13 protein-coding genes are annotated in these 15,422 nt (G+C 64.6%); 6 read left to right on the top strand and 7 right to left on the bottom strand.

Translation table 11 applies throughout. From position 1 onward, the window contains the following. Window positions 1-125 precede the first annotated feature (125 nt). From ACMGGN_RS23795 to ACMGGN_RS23770, 6 genes are all read left to right on the top strand, one after another. On the top strand, window positions 126-644 hold the full coding sequence (locus ACMGGN_RS23795; RefSeq protein ID WP_115273059.1) for an RNA polymerase sigma factor: 519 nt from the start codon (window positions 126-128) through the stop codon (window positions 642-644). Beyond that, a complete protein-coding gene (locus tag ACMGGN_RS23790; RefSeq protein ID WP_119687887.1) occupies window positions 641-1,597 on the top strand; it encodes a FecR domain-containing protein in 957 nt (318 codons plus the stop codon). Before ACMGGN_RS23795 ends, ACMGGN_RS23790 begins: the two co-directional genes overlap by 4 nt. Before the next feature lie 160 nt (window positions 1,598-1,757). After that, window positions 1,758-4,190 (top strand): TonB-dependent siderophore receptor, encoded by a 2,433-nt coding sequence (locus ACMGGN_RS23785; protein ID WP_119687888.1) that lies wholly within the window; start codon window positions 1,758-1,760, stop codon window positions 4,188-4,190. 48 nt (window positions 4,191-4,238) lie between these two features. Beyond that, window positions 4,239-5,351 carry a PepSY-associated TM helix domain-containing protein gene (locus ACMGGN_RS23780; RefSeq protein WP_174141950.1) on the top strand — a complete coding sequence of 371 codons (1,113 nt, stop codon included), beginning with the start codon at window positions 4,239-4,241 and terminating at the stop codon, window positions 5,349-5,351. Continuing rightward, the gene (locus tag ACMGGN_RS23775; protein WP_174141951.1) at window positions 5,348-5,524 is read left to right on the top strand and encodes a hypothetical protein; all 177 of its coding nucleotides are present in this window, start codon (window positions 5,348-5,350) and stop codon (window positions 5,522-5,524) included. Before ACMGGN_RS23780 ends, ACMGGN_RS23775 begins: the two co-directional genes overlap by 4 nt. A 66-nt stretch (window positions 5,525-5,590) precedes the next feature. After that, a complete protein-coding gene (locus ACMGGN_RS23770) occupies window positions 5,591-8,389 on the top strand; it encodes a dermonecrotic toxin domain-containing protein (RefSeq protein ID WP_174141952.1) in 2,799 nt (932 codons plus the stop codon). Here the strand turns inward: ACMGGN_RS23770 and ACMGGN_RS23765 are convergent. From ACMGGN_RS23765 to waaF, 7 genes are read right to left on the bottom strand one after another with little or no spacing between them, the layout of a single operon-like run. Beyond that, complete coding sequence (locus tag ACMGGN_RS23765; RefSeq protein WP_115273064.1) at window positions 8,350-9,792, bottom strand: lipopolysaccharide kinase InaA family protein; 1,443 nt, start codon at window positions 9,790-9,792, stop codon at window positions 8,350-8,352. The genes ACMGGN_RS23770 and ACMGGN_RS23765 overlap by 40 nt on opposite strands. Continuing rightward, entirely contained in the window at window positions 9,792-10,544 is a 753-nt protein-coding gene (locus ACMGGN_RS23760) for a lipopolysaccharide kinase InaA family protein (protein WP_125924605.1), read from the bottom strand. Before ACMGGN_RS23760 ends, ACMGGN_RS23765 begins: the two co-directional genes overlap by 1 nt. Beyond that, a complete protein-coding gene (locus ACMGGN_RS23755; RefSeq protein ID WP_046787532.1) occupies window positions 10,541-11,275 on the bottom strand; it encodes a lipopolysaccharide kinase InaA family protein in 735 nt (244 codons plus the stop codon). Before ACMGGN_RS23755 ends, ACMGGN_RS23760 begins: the two co-directional genes overlap by 4 nt. Continuing rightward, window positions 11,275-12,081 carry a lipopolysaccharide core heptose(I) kinase RfaP gene (gene rfaP / locus ACMGGN_RS23750; RefSeq protein WP_237860739.1) on the bottom strand — a complete coding sequence of 269 codons (807 nt, stop codon included), beginning with the start codon at window positions 12,079-12,081 and terminating at the stop codon, window positions 11,275-11,277. Before rfaP ends, ACMGGN_RS23755 begins: the two co-directional genes overlap by 1 nt. Next, window positions 12,078-13,202, bottom strand: coding sequence for a glycosyltransferase family 4 protein (locus tag ACMGGN_RS23745; RefSeq protein ID WP_115273068.1), 1,125 nt, complete (start codon window positions 13,200-13,202; stop codon window positions 12,078-12,080). Before ACMGGN_RS23745 ends, rfaP begins: the two co-directional genes overlap by 4 nt. Beyond that, window positions 13,202-14,260 (bottom strand): lipopolysaccharide heptosyltransferase I, encoded by a 1,059-nt coding sequence (waaC, locus tag ACMGGN_RS23740; RefSeq protein WP_119687894.1) that lies wholly within the window; start codon window positions 14,258-14,260, stop codon window positions 13,202-13,204. Before waaC ends, ACMGGN_RS23745 begins: the two co-directional genes overlap by 1 nt. After that, complete coding sequence (gene waaF, locus ACMGGN_RS23735) at window positions 14,261-15,310, bottom strand: lipopolysaccharide heptosyltransferase II (protein WP_414156331.1); 1,050 nt, start codon at window positions 15,308-15,310, stop codon at window positions 14,261-14,263. Between the last annotated feature and the right edge of the window lie 112 nt (window positions 15,311-15,422).

The raw sequence follows: 15,422 nt of genomic DNA, 5'->3' as shown, positions 1-15,422 counted from the left end.
TCGGGCACCGCGCCCACCATGACAGTGGCAACCCGATAAGCGTCCATTGCGCCGCGCCCCCCGCCTCTGCAACAATCGCGAATAATTATCGTTAGTTAACGCATTCGTTCCGGGGGGGACACTGCTTGTCTTCTGCTCAGAGCCCACACGCCGAACTGGTCGGTGCGCTGTACCGCGACCATCGCAGCTGGCTGCTTGCCTGGCTGCAACGCAGCATGGCCTGCCGCCAGCGTGCCGAAGACCTGAGCCAGGACACCTTCGTGCGCCTGCTCGGGCGCGAACAACTGGACACCCCCCGTGAGCCGCGCGCTTTCCTGGCCGCAGTGGCCAAGGGGCTGATGTTCGACCACTTTCGCCGCGCAGCCCTGGAGCAGGCCTACCTGGCCGAACTGGCCCGCTTGCCGGAAGCCGAGCAGCCCTCCCCGGAACTCCAGCACCTGATCCTCGAAGACCTCAAGGCCATCGACCGCCTGCTCGGCAAGCTGTCGAGCAAGGCACGCACGGCGTTCCTGCACAATCGCCTGGACGGCATGAGCCACGCCGAAATCGCCGAGCGCCTGGGCGTATCGGTATCGCGGGTGCGCCAGTACATCGCCCAAGGCATGCGCCAGTGCTATGTGGCCCTGTATGGGGAGCCGACGTGAACAACTCACCGGTTTCTGCCGGGGTCCTTGAAGCTGCCATCGCCTGGAAACTGAGCCTGGACGACGGTACCGGTACGCCCGACGAACGCAGCGAGTTCATGCGCTGGCATGCCGCCAGCGAGGAACACGCTCGCGCCTGGCGCCAGTTGGGCACCCTCGATCAGCGGGTCAGTGCCGCAGCCGGCCCCGCGCGCCAGGCCCTGCAGCAATCGCGCGCAGGGTTGCGCCGGCGGGTGGCCAAGGTGGGCGGCGGCCTGGCTGGCATGTTCCTGCTCGGCTCACTGTTGGCCTGGGTTGGCGCGCCATCGCTATCGGCAAGCTACTGGCTGGCCGATCAGCGCACCGCCACCGGCGAACTGCGGACCCTGCGCCTGGAGGACGGCACGCTGCTGAGCCTGAACACTCATACCGCGGTCGACATCGACTACGAAGGCGAGCAGCGTGTACTGGTGCTGCACCAGGGTGAAATCTCGGTGGAGACCGGCCACCAGGACCCTCGCCCGTTGCTGGTGCGCACCGACGATGGCCGCCTGCGCCCCTTGGGCACGCGCTTTCTGGTGCGTCGCGAAAATAACGGTACCCGCCTGGAGGTGTTGCAGTCCTCGGTCGCAGCGCAGCCGCTCAACAGTGGCGACGAGCAGGTACTGCGCGAGGGTCAGCAGGTGCTCATGAACGCCAATGGCCTGGGCCGCATCGCACCCGTGCAAGCCGGTGCGGATGCCTGGACCCGCGGCATGCTGGTGGTGGACAACATCCGCCTGGCCGACCTGGTAGCGCAGCTGGGCCAATACCGTAGCGGCCACCTGGGCGTGGCCGATGAAGTGGCCGACCTGCGCGTGACGGGGAGCTTCCCGCTGACCGATACCGACCTGGCCCTCGCTTCGCTGGTCCCCGCGTTGCCGGTGAAGATCGAGCGACATACCCAGTGGTGGTTGAGCGTGGTGCCCAAGTAGCACCAAAGCGCCCCCGTGGGGCCGGCTTGCCGGCGATGAGGCCTAAGCTGGCTGCGTACAAATACAAACCATTTCCACTTTTTTTCCAGATACCCCTGTCACTTCTGAAATCTCGCTCGGCAAGGAAGCAATTAGCACTTATCCGTCGAGGAACCGCTGCATGTCCCGTGCCGTTGATCGTATCCTGCGCCCCAGCCTGATGGCCTTGGCCATCGCCCTGGCTGCCCCGTTGGCCAGCCCTGCCCTGTTCGCCGCCGAGCAGTCCGCACAGCGTGCCTACGACCTGCCCAGCGCCCCGCTGGCCACCACCCTGAACCAGATCGCCAGCCAGTCGGGCATCGCCCTGGCCATTGACCCGGCACTGGTCAGCGGCCGAAACTCGGCGCCGGTAAACGGCCAGTACGACGGCCTCGGCGCCCTGCAGGCCGCCCTGCTCGGTACCGGCCTGCAGCTGCAGCAGAGCACTGTCGGCAGCTACAGCCTGGTGGCTGTTCCTGATGGCACTCTGGCGTTGCCCGAGACCGCGATCAATGCCAATGCATCGTACGAAAGCGCCTGGGGCCCGGTTGAGGGCTACCTGGCCAAACGCAGCGCCGCGGGCACCAAGACAGATACCGCGCTGGTCGAAATTCCTCGGTCGATCTCCGTCGCCACCCGTCAGCAGATGAGCGACCGCGGCGTCCACAGCCTGGATGATGCGGTGCGCTACATGCCCGGCATCGTTTCGGCCAGTTTCGGCAGCGACACGCGCTATGACTGGATGCGCGTGAGGGGCTTCGAACCGACTCAGTTCCTCGACGGCCTGCCGCTGCCCCGTGGCGTTTACGCTAACCCGAAAGCCGAAACCTGGAACCTGGACCGCCTCGCATTACTGCGTGGCCCGGCATCCTCACTCTATGGCCAGACCCCACCCGGCGGCCTGCTGGACATGGTCAGCCGCCGTCCGCAGGCCGAAAGCGCTAACGAAATCGAAGTGCAGTACGGCAGCGACAACCACCGCCAGATCAACTTCGCCAGCACCGGCAAAATCGATGACCAAGGGCAGTTCCTGTACGGCGTCAGTGGCGTGATTCGCGATGGCGGAACGCAGATCGACCATATAGACGACAAACGCTACAACATTGCCCCAAGCCTGACCTGGAACATCGACGACGACACGTCACTGACCCTGCTGACCCAGTTCACCCGCGACGATACAGGCGCTACCAGCCAGTTCCGCCCCATCCAGGGCACCAAGATCGACATGCCATTCGGTAAGATCTCCCACCACAAGAACCTGGGGGATCCGGACTACGAGTTCTACGACCGTACCTACTACGCGCTGGGCTACGCCTTCGAGCACCGGATCAACGATGTGTGGCAGTTCCGCCAGAACCTTCGCTATACCAAGACTGACCTGTCCTTTCAGACCATCACCCCTGGCAGCTACAACACAACCAATCCTCCGGTGCAGGACGACGGTACCGTCAGCCGTATGTCCACCAACACCGATGAAGACATCAGCCAATTCGCAGTGGATAACAACTTTCAGGCTGACTTCACCACTGGGGACATCAGCCACACCCTGCTGATCGGCCTGGACCACCAACGCGTCAACACCAACTACCTGTCGATCTTCGGCTTCAACGTGCCTGACAGCAACGTCATCAACCCGGTCTACGGGCTGCCAATCACACGCCCGGATCGCTCCACGGCGTTCTATGACTACAACCAGAAAACCCGCCAGACCGGCCTGTATGTTCAGGACCAGATGGCGTTGGGCAACTGGCGCCTGACGCTGGGCGGTCGTGAAGACTGGGTGCATACCAGCACCAGGTTCCTGAACCAGGGCGATGCCACCAACACCCAGAGAGACAAGAAATTCAGCGGCAACGCGGCCATCAGCTACGTCTTCGACTCGGGCTTCGTGCCTTACCTTTCGTATGCCGAGTCGTTCCAGCCGGTCAGCAATGCTGCCGCATCCGCCACGGAGTCTTTCAAGCCGACCGAAGGCAAGCAGTGGGAGCTGGGCATCAAATACCAGCCACCGGGCTCCAACACCCTGTTGTCCGCAGCCGTGTATGACCTGACCCAGAAAAACGTCTCGGTCACCAACAACGAGGGCGGTGTGACCGTCACTAGCCAGACCGGCGAAGTGAAGGTTCGTGGCCTGGAGTTGGAAGCCGTCTCCGACGTCACCGAAAACCTGAAGGTGACTGCGGCCTACACCTTGGCCAAATCCGAAGTGCAGGACGGCATCTACAAAGGTAACCGCCTGCAGCTGATGCCTAACCAGCAGGCCTCGCTGTGGGCCGATTACACCTGGCACACCGGCGTGCTCGACGGCTTCGGCATCGGCGCCGGCGCGCGCTACACCGGAAATACCTATGGCGACCAGGGCAACACCTGGCTGGGCAAGGCCGATGCGTACACCGTGTTCGATGCCTCCGTGCACTACGACCTGGGGCGCCTGAGCACCAGCTTGAAGGGCGCATCGGTAGCGGTCAACGCGACCAACGTGTTCAACAAGGACTACATCTCCACCTGTGACAGTTTCTACTGCTACTACGGTGACGAGCGCAGCGTCGTCGCCAGCGCCAGCTACAAGTTCTGAGTACCCAGGGGCCGCTAAGCGGCCCCCATGAGAAATTTCGGTACCGTGATGAAAAGCCAAACCATCCGCCGCTGGTCCGTGATTCACACCTGGAGCAGCCTGGTCTGCACCCTGTTCCTGCTGTTGCTGGCCCTCACCGGCCTGCCGCTGATCTTCCACCACGAAATCGAACACCTGCTCGGTGACGCACCAAAGCTGCGCGAGATGCCTGCAGGCACCCCACACCTGGACCTGCAACAGCTGGTGCTCAAGGCCGAGCAGCATCGTCCCGGCGAGGTGATGCAGTACTTCGGCTATGACGAAGACGAACGCAACGGCGTGGTGGCGATCACCGCTGCCACTGCCGGCACCGAACCCAATTCGTCACACACCTTCATGCTCGACGCCCGCACCGGCGAAGCCGTCGCCATGCCGGCCGCCAACGGCGGTTTCATGATGATCATGCTGCGCCTGCACGTCGACATGTTCGCCGGGCTGCCCGGCAAGCTGCTGCTGGCGTTCATGGGTGTGCTGTTCGTTATCGCGATCATCTCCGGCACAGTGCTCTACGCACCGTTCATGCGCCGCCTGCAATTCGCCACAGTGCGCCACGAAAAATCCCGCCGCCTGCGCTGGCTCGACCTGCACAACCTGATCGGGGTGGTGACACTGGCCTGGGCGCTGACCGTCGGTGTAACCGGGGTCATCAGCGCCCTGTCCGACCTGGTCATCGCCGCCTGGCGCAACGACAGCCTGGCCGCAATGGTCGCGCCCTACCGTGACGCCCCGCCACTCACCGAGCGTGCACCGGCCAGCCGCCTGCTGGACATCGCCGAGCAGGCCGCACCCGGCATGCGCCCGGACTTCATCGCCTTCCCCGGCACGCGGTTCTCCAGCGAGCACCACTACGCCGTGTTCATGAAAGGCGCCACCCACCTGACATCGCACCTGCTCACGCCCGTGCTGATCGATGCGCGCAGCCTGCAGGTGACGGCAGTGGGCGAACGCCCCTGGTACATGGACGCCATGGGCCTCTCGCAGCCACTGCACTTTGGCGATTACGGCGGGCGCCCGATGCAGATCCTCTGGGCAGTGCTCGATGTGTTGACCATCATCGTGCTCGGCAGTGGCCTTTACCTATGGTGGGGCAAACAGCGCAAACCCCGGGAGGCGCGGGCATGAGCCACAAATCGCAACCGACCCTGCGCATCTTTACCTGGCCGGCCGCCATCGGCCTGCTCGGTGCCGCCGGCCTGTTTGCCGCCTTGCTGGGTGACGGTGCGTGGGATGCCCTGGCCTGGCTGGGCCTGGGCGTGCCCGTCATCCTCAGCCTGCGCGGGTTGTGCCGGCGATAACCGGCTACCGCTTCGGTCCTTGCCCTGGGCCCTACCGTTGCGCCTCCCTGACCGAAGGAGCGCAACATGCTACCGCTGGAACGTATCGAATTCGTCGACCAACAGATCATCGCCCTGCTGGCACAATTGCCAAGCCCCGACCGGCCGGGGCTCACCCGTCAGCAGCTACAAGGCGAACTGGCTGAATACTGGGCAGCCTGCGACCCCCAGGGCCGCTCGCGCAGGGTCCGCCTGTGCGATCTGCGCCGCGCCCTGATGCATGCCGAGTTGACCCTGCGCCAGGGCGACCGGACCTTGCCCGCCCCCCAGGCCGATGCCCTGAGCCTGTGCCTGGACCTGCCCAACGCCTGGCAACGCCGGCCCCAAGCGATGGCCACACGTGCCCAGGTGTACCGCCTGGTCCTCAGCCGTAGCCAGCCCCACAGCCGAGCGGTGCTGCCAGGCATGTTCGTGGTCATCACCGGTAACGACGAGGCTGCCGAACTCACCCCGGAGCATGCCCGCGGGCCAGCGTTGCTGTGCGGCCTGACCCAAGGCATCGAAGCCTACGCCTCGCTGGCCGGCTTGCACCTTGAGCTGTGCGAGCGCCTCGACGACCCGCTGCAGGGCCCGCCACTGCTGCGCCTGCTGGTCGATGCCGAACGTATAGAGAACGCCGCCAAGGCCGACCGCCTGCGCTACGAATGGTATGCCGATGACCCGGTGCAAGCCCAGGTCGACACCCTGATCGAAGCGCAGCGCCTGCGTGTCAACCACGCCTGGGCAAGCGCCCATGGCGCCCTGGCACCCGCCGCCGAGGCGCTGCACAATGCCCTGTCACTGGAAGCCGAAGTCGGCAAACAAGCGTTGCTCGACACGCGCTACGGCCTGCTGCTGGAAAAAAACCTGCCCAACTGGTTGAGCACGGCAGGGCCCCAGGCGCTTACGCACATCATGCAGACCATGCAACAACTGGTCGCCGCCGGCAATCGCATCGCCGCGCCAGGCATCCTCACCCTGGCGCAGTTCCGCGAGCAGCGCAGCTTGCAGGGCTGGGCCCGCGCGCGCGTAGAGGAACGCCTGCGCCACGATCATGGCCTGCGCTACGCAGCCGCCGACATCATGGTACATGTAGTGCACAGCCGTCAGGCAGGTCCGCAGCTGAACCCCTTCAACCCATCGAGCTACGTCACCTGGCGAGGTTTCGAGCGCGTCGGTGGGCAGTTGGTCGAGCTGACCCGGGAGAGCTACCCGCTGCACGAGCTGGCATTGCGCAACCTGAACTGGTTCGACTACGACTATTGGCTCACCGCCCGTGTAACACACGGTCACGACAAGCCATTACCCGAAACGCTGAACCCGGCCTACATCAAAGCGATGATCAGGCACCTGAATGTCGGCGGCAGCTATCATGCCTACCTGAAAACCCAGTTGATCGACTCCCCGGTCGGGGGCTGGAGGCTCAATGCCCATGCCCTGATCAACCGAGCCCGCATGCGCGCCGAGGCAGCCAAGGCGCGTTATGCCGGGCACCTTCGCGCCTTGGGTGAACAAGGCTACCGTTGGGTACGGCAGGTACTGGACTACCCGCACAACGCGCTCCGCCCGCCGGTGGACAACCAGCGCATCACCGTGCGCCAATTGACAATCCATGGCCATACCCTGCAAGGCGTTCTGCTGATCAATGCCGAAGGCTCCGGCACAGGCGCTTTCATCCTGTACACACCGGACGCACCCGACCGCCGCGCCTGGCGCGGGCTGAGCAATGCCCGCGAACTGATGCGGTTGCTGCGCAAACAACCCGCCCTGCGCGCCTACGTGGCGAGCCGCCTGCCCCTGCTGGCACCTGTACGCATCGATAAACTACTCAGCAAGGGCCGGCTCGGCACCGCACTGCGCACCCCGGCAATTGAGGAAGAGCTGTTCTTCGCCTACTACATGGCAGAGGTGCGAGGCTGGTTGGCAGTGGTCGATGCCCAGAGCCGCACCACCGGGGAGGCAGATCTTCAGCAGGGCATCGATCTGGTATGGCGCCTGCTCGACCTGATCAGCCTGGGGCTGCCTGCCCCTGTACAGGTTCCCCTGGCCCTGGGACGAATGGTGATCGAAACCTGGGATGGTCTGGAAGCCTTCAGCGAGGATGATATCAACGGCGTGCTGACCCATACCTACAACGCCCTGAGCTATGCCAACGACGCCGGTACCAGCGTCGTCAGCACCGGCCTGATGCGCCGGATAATGCGTGGCATGCCAACGCAACCACCGTTGCCACTGCCCTCGCGCTACAGCATCACGCCTGCGCTAGAACACCTGCGCTACGCCATTGACGGTGTACACGGCGAAGGCGTGTTCGAGAAAGCATCAACGTTCGAAGGGCTGACTCAGTATTTCATCCAGGACGCCCACGGCCGGTATTACAAGGTCGCATTCGACGGCCACCGTTGGCGGGTCATCGACCCGACCCAACCGGACGCTTACCTGCAGCAGCCGGTCAAACGCCTGGCCAATGGCAACTGGGTCATCGACTCACCGGTGCTGTGGTACGACGGCTTGCCCGATCTGCCGCAGTTGTTGGCCAGCTGCCGCCTGCAGCCGCCGTTGGCGGGTGAGGCGGTGGGCACGCTGGCAGGGCTGTGTCGGGCAGACGACCAGCTTTATCTGCAAACCCCTGCCGGGCAACTGCCAGTTCGCGCGCACCTGCTCGCCGGGCGCTACCACCTGTTGATTCCGCACGCCCGGGAAGCCGGCGTGGTGCCGTGGGCGATCCTGCGCTGGCAAGACCGGCAGTGGCGCATCCGCGTGCGCCAGGCAGGGCGCAGCAGCGATTGGCTGGCGCTGCCGGATGACTACTCGCCGAGCCGTGGCAACAACCGGTCGAGCCGCTGATGCAAGGCACTGCTGCTCGGCCAGTTGCGCAGCAGCCGCGCCCGATCACGGGCGTAGGCCGGGGCAAAGCTGAGCCCGGTGGCGTGCTGGCACATGGCGTCGAGGTCGATCAATGACCATTGGCCGTCGTGCCAGAACAGGTTGTGGCCCTTGAAGTCGCCATGGCTGATACGCTCGCGGATCAGTTGCTGCATCAGCTCCACCAAGGCATCGACTTGCTCTTCAGGCACCTCGCCGCTTTCCACATAAGGCGCGAAGCACGCGGTCAGGTCCGGGCCATCGACATGTTCAGTGACCAGGTACGCCCGGCTGCGCAGGCCCATGACGCGCTGCTCCAGCACCGCCAACGGGCGCGGCGTGGCGATGCCCAGGAACTCCAGGCGGTGGCCTTCAATCCAGGAGTGCCAGGCCCGGCTCGGGCGCCAGAACCGCTTGAACCAGTGCGCGGTGTTCTTGATGTTGTAGCGCTTGAGTACCAGTGAGCGCCCACCCACCTCGACACGCGCCACGCTGGCCGCGCCCCCTGTCTTGTACAGGTGGCCCTGGTCGATCAGCGTATCGGCCTGTTCCAGTACCGGCAGCATGGCCTGGACTTCGCCACGGCGAATCGCCCGCAAGCCCGAAAGGCTGCGCTCGACGCTGAACAGCGTGCACTCGCGGCCGGCCTTCTCCAGGTAATCCTTGAGGCGCCAGGTGCGCACCTTGTCCACCTGTTTCTGCAACGCTTCCATCGGCAACGCGTGCTCGGCATTGGCCAACAGGTAATGCACCAGCAGCTCTTCGATGAATGGCTCCAGGCGCTTGGGCAACTGAGCGAAGAACACCCCGAGGTTTTCCAGCACACGCGGGCGCGACAGTTGCTGGCCCGGCGTTTCGGCCTTGATGCCGGCGCCATCGATCAGGTACAGCTTGCCGCCGTGGCGCAACAGGTTGTCCAGGTGCAAATCTTCCTGCCAGAGGCCCTTGGCGTGCATCTGCGCCACTGCGGTCAGGGCTTCGCCCAGCACCAGGTGCTGTTCGTCGGCCAGCACCGGCAGGTTCGCCACCTTGTCCCAGGCATCGGCCAGGCTTTCGGCGCCGTCGAGGAACTCGAACAGCAGCCAGCCACCCTCACCTTCCTTGAGCCCGTCGGCAAGCAGCTTTGGCGTTGTCAGGCCCTGTTCGGCCAGCAACTTCACACCCTCCAGCTCACGCTGAAAATGGCGCGCAGCATTGCCGCCTACCAGCAACTTGGCCAACACCGGCGTACCTCGCCATACACCGGCACCGACATAGCGCTGGCCCGGCAATACGCGCAGCAGGCTGAGCAACTGCAGTTCGGCGTCGCCAGCGGCGTCGGCCAAGCTGACCGAGAGCGGCAGTAAAGGGCTGCGCCCGGCATCTTTCAATTCAGACAAACGCATCAGCGGGCCTCTTTTTCACGACGGCGTTGCGTCAGGCGTTGCAACCAGGTGCCAACCAGCACGCTGTCGGCCGGCTGGGCAAGATAGGTGGCAAGCAGCGCGCGCACGTTCACCTCGTTCCAGGCGCGGGCACGGCGCAGCAGCGGCTCCAGATCCTTCAGGCGGTCACGCATGCCGAACAACAGCGGCCGGGTCTTCTCCAGGTCGATCAATTGCGCGTCCCAGCCCTCGCGGCGTTGGCGCAGGAAGATGTGCTTGGGGTAGAAGCAGCCGTGCACCTGGCCGGCGCAGTGCAGGGTGCGCGCCAGCTGGCCACAGGCCTGGAGGATGCCGTTGCGCTCGGGGTCACTGAGCTGCGGCCACTGGCCCAGCAGGCTTTCCAGGTCGCTCCAGTCATCCAGGGCACGTGTCAGCAGTATCGCCCGATGCTGGCCTGCGTGCTTGCGCTCACCGTAGAACACCGCCTGCAGGGCCGGGATATGCAGCTTCTGGTAACGGCTGATGTTGCGGAACTCACGGGCGAAGGTCGGCTCGCCAAATGGGCGATGCAAGGTGCGGGTCAGGTAGTCGCTCTGGCGCTTGAGGTAATACCCTTTGCCCTCGAGCTCCAGGCGATAGACGCTGCTCCAGCCGCCACGGCCGGTATTGGGTTCGTCCACGGCATCGAGTTGCAGCGCCCACAGCGCTTCGAAGTCATTCAGGCCATGGCGTTTGAGCAGCGCGAGGTCCGCGCTGGCCAGGTAATCGGTCATTCCCTTCCCTCGAAGAAGCTCAGTACCTGACGGACCCGGCGCTTGTCGCGCGCATTCAGGCGCTGGCGCCCGCGGTACTGTAAATAGAAGCGCAGGCGCTGGGTCGCCGTCAGGTGGTATTTGGCGACCTTGTCCAGGCATGCCAGGTCCTTGATCAGCCGGTGGCGCCACATGAAGCCGCGCCAGAAGTCACCGGTCGGGCAGTCGATGAAGAATAGCGTGCCCTGGTCATCGACCAACAGGTTGCGCCACTTGAGGTCGTTGTGGGCGAAACGGTGTTCGTGCATGACGCGGGTATGGCGCGCCAGCTGTCGGCTGATGTGGTCGACCCAGGCACGATCAGCCAGGCGCGGATCATTGCGCTCAGCCAGCACCGACAGGTCTTCGGTGCGCGGTAGCTCGCGGGTGATCATCGCGCCGCGGCCAAATGCCAGGCCATTGCGCTCCAGGCCCCAGGCCACAACTTCAGCGGTCGGGATGTCCCATTTGGCGAACTGCTTGAGGTTCTGCCATTCGGCCTTGATGCGCGGCCGGCCCAGGTAACGGCGCATGTGCTTGCCGGCACCGGTGTACCGCTTGACGTAATAGTTGACCCCGCCACGCTCGACGCGGACCACCTCGCTGAGCGGGTCACGGGTCAGGCGTTCACCCTGCAGGGCAAACACCGCATCAAGGCTGCCGAAGTCCGCCGCCAGGTGTTCGTAGCCTGGCGCCAGTGTCCAGCCCGCCATCAGAGTGCGTCCCCATAGCGTTGTTTGCGATCGTAGAGTTTCTGCGCCTTGCGATCGAGCCAGGCCAGCAGCGCGGCCTCCTCGCTGAGGATCTGACGCAGCGGGCGTTGGAAGTAACCGCGCAGGAAACGCAGCTTGTCGCGCCGGGTCAAGCCGATATCCAGCGCCGAGAAGTACAGCGCGGCCAGGTCCTTGTCCCGCCAGCGGCGGCTGATTGTCGCCCGGGTCTGGGCGCGGTGCAGGTCGATTACCGACAATTTGAAGTCTTGCGCCGTCACCGGGCGGTCGGTGTGCAGCAGAAAGTGGCAGATGTAACAGTCACGGTGGTTGACCCCGGCGCGGTGCATGCCGCCGGTCATCTTCGCCACTTCGGCGATCAGCGCGCGCTTGAGCGCCGGCTCAGGCGGCTGCTTGACCCAGTCAATGCTGAAGTCTTCCAGGCTGATGGTCGGCGCCAGTTCTTCGGTGACGATGAACGAGTGCTGCTTGGCCGGGTTGCTGCCACGCTCGCCATAGGCCACTGCAGTCATGGTCGGCACGCCGACTTCATGCAGGCGCTCGATGGCCCGCCATTCCTGCCCGGCACCCAGCACCGGAAGCTTGGCGGTGAGCAGGTTCTTGAAGATTTCGCCCCAGCCGATGCCACGGTGGATCTTGACGAAGAAACCTTCGCCATCGACCTCGGTGCGCAGCGTGCGGCGGCCTTCCAGCTCTCGGTACACCTCGCCTTGCAGGGCTTCCACGGCATCAAAGGCATCACGCCCGGCCCACAGGCGCTTGAACGGTTCGGCCAGGATCAGCTTCATGCGCTCTCCTGCCCCAGAATCACGTCGGCAGCGTGCTGCGGCATGCTGTAAAGGTCGGCGGTTTCGGCAAAGGCCAGCCCGTTGCGCGACCACTCGGCACGCGCCTCTGGCGCTTCGAGCATGCGCTGCAGGTAGCCGTTGAGCTGTTCCTGCTCGAACGGCTCGTCCAGCACCAGGCCGCTGTCGGCCTCGGCAATGTAATGGGCGTAGCCGCAAACTTTGGAAACCAGCACCGGCAAGCCAGCCACCAGCGCCTCGAGCAACACCGTACCGGTGTTCTCGTTGTAGGCCGGGTGGATCAGCAGGTCGGCACCCAACAGGAAGCGCGGGATATCACTGCGGCCCTTGAGGAACTGCACCTGTTCGCCCAGGCCCAAGGCTGCGCTCTGCAGCTGGAACACCTTGGGGTCGTCCTGGCCGATGACCATCAGCCGGGTGCGCTTGCGCAGAGACGCTGGCAGCGCGGCCAGGGCCTTGAGGCTACGGTCGACGCCCTTGGTCTTGAAGCCCGAGCCGATCTGTACCAGCAGCAGGTCATCATCGCCCAGGTTGAACTCCTTGCGAAACTCCGCGCGGATCTCGGCGGCATTGGCCGGTGCGCGGCGGTCCTGGGAAATGCCGGGCGGCAACAGGTGGAAGCGTTCAACGGGGGTGCCGTAATGCTTGACGAACAGCGGTTGCTGCACCTCTGAAATCATCAATATCTCAGTGCGCGCATCCTTGGCGAACACAGCCCGCTCGTACTCGGCAAAGTGCCGGTAGCGGCCCCAGCGGCGGTAAAGGCCGCCACGCAAGGTCTGGGCCTTGTCCTCGAAACAGGCGTCGGCCGCGTAATACACGTCCAGGCCCGGCATCTTGTTGAAGCCGATCAACCGGTCTACCGGGCGCTTGGCCAGATCGGCTTCCATCCAGGCAGTGAGTTTTTCGTTGCGACGGTGATTGAACAGCGCTTTGACCGGCGCCACCAGCACTTCGAAACCGGGCGGAATATCGCCTTCCCAGATCAGCGTGTAGACACGGATCTGGTGGCCCCGCTTCTGGCATTCCAGGGCAATGCGCATGAAATCGCGCTGCAGCCCGCCGAAGGGGAAATATTTGTAAAGCACGAAAGCCAGTTGCATCAACGGACATCCTCAGCCAGCAGCAACGCGCTCAAGCGGCTCGCCACATGCTCTGGATTCAGGCGAGTGAAGCACAATGGCCACTCGCGTTTGAGATCGAACCGGCGCAGGTCGTCGGCGCTCGGTTTGTAGGTGCACTTTTTCTGCAGGCACGGTGCACAGGGAAAATCGCTGGCCTGGTGGACCTGCACACGGCCATAGGCGCCAGTCAGGCCCGGGTTGGTCGGGCCGAACAACGAAATGGTCGGCACATCCAGCGCAGCGGCCAAGTGGCCCAGCCCAGTGTCCACCGCCACACAGGCCTTTGCCGCCGCCAGCACGCGGGCAACGCCGGCAAGGTTCAATCTGGGGAGCACCTGGCAGTTGTTCAAGCCTTGGGCTATACGCTCGGCGCGGTCTTTCTCGGCCTGGTTGCCCCATGGCAGGCATACCTGCAGCCTGCTGCGGCCCAGCCGCTCAGCCAGCTCTCGCCAGTAGGCCTCGGGCCAGTGCTTGGTCGCCCAGGTAGTGCCGTGCAGAAACACCACATACGGCGCCGCCGGGGGCAGTTGCAGGCGGTCCAGGTCCAGGCCGTAGTTGCCGATGCCTTCGGGCAGGTCATAGGCCAGCGCCATGGCGAACAGCTGGCGCACGCGCTCTACCGCATGCTGGCCGACGGCGACCGAAAGGCGCCGGTCATAGAAGCGGCTGGCCAAGCCTTCACGCGCCGAGTAACGGTCCAGGCCGGCCACCGGCGCCTTGACGTAGCGGGTCAGCCAGGCCGACTTGACCAACCCCTGGGCATCGATCACCAGGTCGTACTTGCGCTCGCGCACGCGTTGCTTGAACGCCTTCCACTCGCCGCTCTTGATGGTCTGCCAGACATTCTTGCGCCAGCGCCGAATGGCCACCGGTATCACCTGGTCGACCGCCGGGTGCCAGCTGGGGATCTCGGCGAAGCCTTCTTCCACCACCCAGTCGAAGCGGATGCCCGGGATCGCATGGGCGGCATCGGTGAGCGCCGGCAGGGTGTGGATCACATCACCCAGCGACGAGGTCTTGATGATCAGTACCCGCACTTACTCGACCTCGGCCACGGTATCGATCAGGTTCGGCCCACCCAGGCTGTGCAGGGCGGCGATGACTTTGCCAGGCTCCAGCAGACGCAGGCAGTTGTAGTGGCCGAAGCGGCAGGTGCGGTCGAAGCATGGGCTGCACTCGATGCCGGTGCGCACGATCTCGACCTGCTCGGCCAACGGCGGGGTAAAGCCCGGCGAAGTCGAACCATAGACGGCAACCAGCGGGCGGTTCAACGCCGCCGCCACGTGCATCAGCCCGGAGTCGTTGGACACCACCGCGTTGGCACAGGACATGAGGTCGATCGCCTCGGCCAACGAGGTTTCGCCCGCCAGGTTATAAGATTCTTCACGCAGACCCGGGATCAGCCGGTCGCGGATCTGCTCGCCGACCGGGTGATCGTTCTTCGAGCCGAACAGCCACACCTGCCAGCCCTGGCGAATCATGGCGTCGGCAACGCTGGCGTAGTGCTCTGCCGGCCAGCGCTTGGCTTCACCGAACTCGGCACCTGGGCACAGCGCAAGCACCGGGCGGTCCAGCTCCAGGCCGAACTTGGCCAGCGCGGCCTCACGGCTCGGCGCCTGGATCTGCAGCTCAGGCCGCGGATAAGGCTGCGGCAGCTCGGCACCCGGCGCATAGGCCAGTGCCATGAAGCGCTCGACCATCAGCGGGTAACGTACCTTGTCCAGCTTGCGCACATCGTTGAGCAGGCCGAAGCGCATTTCGCCACGCCAGCCGGTGCGTTTGGGAATGCCGGCAAAGAACGGCACCAGCGCCGACTTCAGCGAGTTGGGCAGCAGGATCGCCTGGTCGTACTGGCCGGCCAGGGACTTGCCGATGCGCCGGCGCGTAGCCAGCTCCAGCGCGCCATGGCCGAGCGGGAAGCTCAAGGCCTGACGCACTTGGGGCATGCGCTCAAGGATCGGCCGGCTCCACTCGGGTGCCAGCACATCGATCACGCAGTCGGGGTGCTGCTGTTTCAGGCACTGGAACAAGGTTTGCGCCATCACCATGTCGCCGACCCAGCTGGGGCCAATGATCAGTATTCTCATGCTTAGTCCAGAAAAACTCGGGGAGGCTGCAGGCTGCGGTACAGCCTGGCCTCCCCTCTTTATATTCAGGCTATGTGGCGGACAGTGTAACACCGGTGGTGGAACATCGGCC

The sequence above is a fragment of the Pseudomonas sp. BNK-30 genome (assembly GCF_047456185.1).
GTDB classification, from domain to species: domain Bacteria; phylum Pseudomonadota; class Gammaproteobacteria; order Pseudomonadales; family Pseudomonadaceae; genus Aquipseudomonas; species Aquipseudomonas putida_E.
Note: the sequence above shows the minus strand (reverse complement) of the source record. Positions and strands in the feature narration are given on the sequence as shown.